Source organism: Methylobacter svalbardensis (assembly GCF_037671525.1).
Lineage (GTDB): Bacteria > Pseudomonadota > Gammaproteobacteria > Methylococcales > Methylomonadaceae > Methylobacter_A > Methylobacter_A svalbardensis.
Genome location: NZ_JAWPOH010000138.1, coordinates 1 through 2,998, shown reverse-complemented (window position 1 = coordinate 2,998; position 2,998 = coordinate 1). Strand labels below are relative to the sequence as shown.

At 43.8% G+C, this 2,998-nt stretch carries 3 protein-coding genes; all 3 read right to left on the bottom strand.

The features are described 5' to 3' along the window. Positions 1–61: 61 nt before the first annotated feature. Genes RW114_RS20245 through RW114_RS20235 form a run of 3 tightly spaced genes read right to left on the bottom strand, consistent with a single transcriptional unit; the run spans position 62 to position 2,771 of the window. Positions 62–610 (bottom strand): type II toxin-antitoxin system MqsA family antitoxin, encoded by a 549-nt coding sequence (locus RW114_RS20245; protein WP_340124540.1) that lies wholly within the window; start codon positions 608–610, stop codon positions 62–64. Between the two features lie 2 nt (positions 611–612). After that, positions 613–954 (bottom strand): type II toxin-antitoxin system MqsR family toxin, encoded by a 342-nt coding sequence (locus RW114_RS20240; protein WP_340124539.1) that lies wholly within the window; start codon positions 952–954, stop codon positions 613–615. 38 nt (positions 955–992) lie between these two features. Further along, entirely contained in the window at positions 993–2,771 is a 1,779-nt protein-coding gene (locus RW114_RS20235; protein WP_340124537.1) for a DEAD/DEAH box helicase, read from the bottom strand. Positions 2,772–2,998: the final 227 nt, after the last annotated feature.

The window sequence follows — 2,998 nt, the reverse complement described above, 5'->3', positions numbered from 1 at the left end:
GCCAGCGTTAGCGACACATGCCGCCAACGTGGTCATTCGCCTTGGGATTATCTACAAACAGCTATTGCTCGGCATCGGCAAAATTTGGCTCCATTGCCTTTGCCTGCGTAGGGGCGTGAACGTTTACAATTTGTTTAGACTTAGAATGAAGCCGAACGACTTTACTATATTCTGTTTTCGGTTTGGTTATATCCAGTCCAGAGTGTTCAATTAGCCACCGCCCGACATCAACCGGCTGTTTTTCCAATGCCAACCGCATTAAATTATCCATAGCGACGCTTTGTATCACTGCTCCCCGTTCGTACTTTGAAAAGGCATTAACACCCCCGCCGAACATTTGTGCAGCTTGCTGTTGGGTTAAATCTAATTGTTTACGCAGAGCAACTATTTCAACGCCGGTTAATAGTCCATCGGCATTTCGCCAAGCATCGCGTGTCCGGCAATCGTTGCGCTTGATTTGCTCCGGCAAAATCGCTTCCGCGCCACATTGAGAACACACAGAATATTCAACGTCCACACTTAACGTATGGCCTTTATAATTAAACTCTTCATTTTCGGTCATTGATTGTAGCGCTTCAGTCCCGCAATCAACACATAGTATATTATTCATCTTCATAGCCGTTTTAAATGGAAAGAACCAATGCCTGCTATTTGTAATTCACCATTAGGAAGCAAGCGTAATTTCATGTAAATTTTGTCTATGGGAGCATCATCATGTTTTTGATAATCACTGATATAAACGTCATAAGTAGCATTTTCATACTGTATCGATTTTTGAAATTGGTTTGTAATTATGTTAGCAATGCAGCTTTTAACATCGTCACCGGTATAGCCAAGATTTCTAATATCTCTATCAACTTGGCGTCCATCATAGCGAAAATCGCCCTTTTGAGCAGATTGACGGATAACATCTAGTGAATAACTAGGTTGATAACTCTCTTTAATGCTGACCATTATGGTTAGTTGCCGATGATTTTACAAGATACAAACACTCAAATATTTGCAAACAGCTGATCTAAATGCTGGTTACTACTCACAGCCAACACCTTTTGCCGGTTGTGATTGTCATTAATATCAAGGCGTTTGACATGAGTACCCTCAACACGGATCAATTCAATGCGTCCAACTTTAAGGCCATGTTTGGACGCATATTTTGCCAAACCAACGGCCTTTGCCCAGCTATCGGCAAAGGCTAAATTATGCGGCTCCAGAATATCAACAATCAGCGCCCCATCCTGGTTACGGATAATCAAAAAGTCGGGAAACATTGGCTGAGTAATCCCGTTGTATTCATAGGGCAGACAAAACGACCAAGATTTACGGGGTTCATTACGCAGCCAGCCAATCACATCATTTTGAGCCAGTGCCGTTTTTATTACCTGACTTTCCCAACCATTAAGATAAGAAAAATAGCTGCCTTCTTCTGTCAGATAAACATGCTTGCTCCACTCTACGGCATCAGCAAGGCGGTTCACGATAATTTCATCAGGCAATTCCCAATCAATCGACTCCGGTTCTTTAGCGACAACTTTCAATTTATTGTATTTTTCCCGTTCCGAGCTGCTTAGCTTGCCGATTTTCGAGTTGTTCTGATTCAGCAAATCACCAAATTGCTGCAAACTGCGTTTTTCCAAGGCTTCCCAAACAGGTTGCTGTTGCAATGCTAAAAACAACTCCAGTTTAGGCCGTTGAGGATCGTTAGCATCGTAATGCTTTGTCCAGTAATCAAGGTGTAATCCTTCGCCTAGCCGTTGCCCGGCACGTTGAAAAAGCTCTTCAATATTGGCATCCGATAACGGAATTTTTTCCACATTACCGACAATACTTGTCCACTTACCTTGATCTACGGTAATCGGTTGAATGGTGATTTCATTACAACCACTTAATTTATCGGCAAAGTCGCTATCGGTTTGTTGTAGCCGCTCAATTTCGTTTTTCAGCGACTCTAAAATCAATCTCTTGGCGTTTTGTAAAGCTTCAGGATCAAGGTTATGGATTGCCGTTAATAACCGTGCCAGCCGCATTAAACGGCGCGTGTCCGATGTTTTACGAATACGCTCGACGCGGTAACTTGGTAAGCCTTGCAGCGCGTCAAAACAAGCGGCATGTTCGGCAGAGCGGTATAACGTGACTTGTTCCGCGCCTTCCACGACATCGGTCGGCGGCACACTTTCCGGGTCTGATTTCAGATTTTCAATAACCTGATTCAAACCGTCTTGATCATAATGCGGTAAATACAGCGAAACTGAATTTAAAAAATCCTGATTTTCGATTCGACGCGCCAACGGTGTGCGCACCATGCGCCCAATCAATTGTGCGATTAAGGTGTGATCTATGGCTGTGCGAAACGACATCATCACTTCCGCTCGCGGGCAATCCCAACCGGTGGTTAAGCTCATTTTAAACAATACAAATTTAACCTTATCGTCCTCTTGAATCCGCGACGCATCAATTTTACGGATTTTTCGTTCACCAACAGACAGCGGCTTATCATCTTGAAAACTATGCGCCAGCTCGTCATCCTGAATCATGCCGACTTCTTTTTCTAAAACAGCGATAATTTGTTCCAAGGAAGTCTGGCTAATCGTGCGGTCGTTACCGTCTCTAACCTGAATGACCATAATCGGTTTAACCGCTTCGATAGCTTGCGCTTGGGTATAAATAGCCCATCTATCGCGCACCTTAAGCCATTGCCGTGCAGCAGCGGCTAACAATGACCAGTCTGACGGTTGATCGCCGGTAGGATGGTAAAGCACGATTTTATCTTTCACTCGATGTTCAAGTTTTTAAGCTTAGAAATACAGCCGGAAAACGGGTAAGCTAATCAGTGTAAACTGCCACGTATTTCAACACCATGTTGATGTACGAGCCGGCACACTTTATAAAATCGTTTGTCACTGATTTAGATGCAGCCCTGGGAAAGCTAAAGTCCAATGCCAGGCTGACGCACCTACAAAAGACTTGGCTAGGATTTTGTTTAACGGGGATGTTACTGACC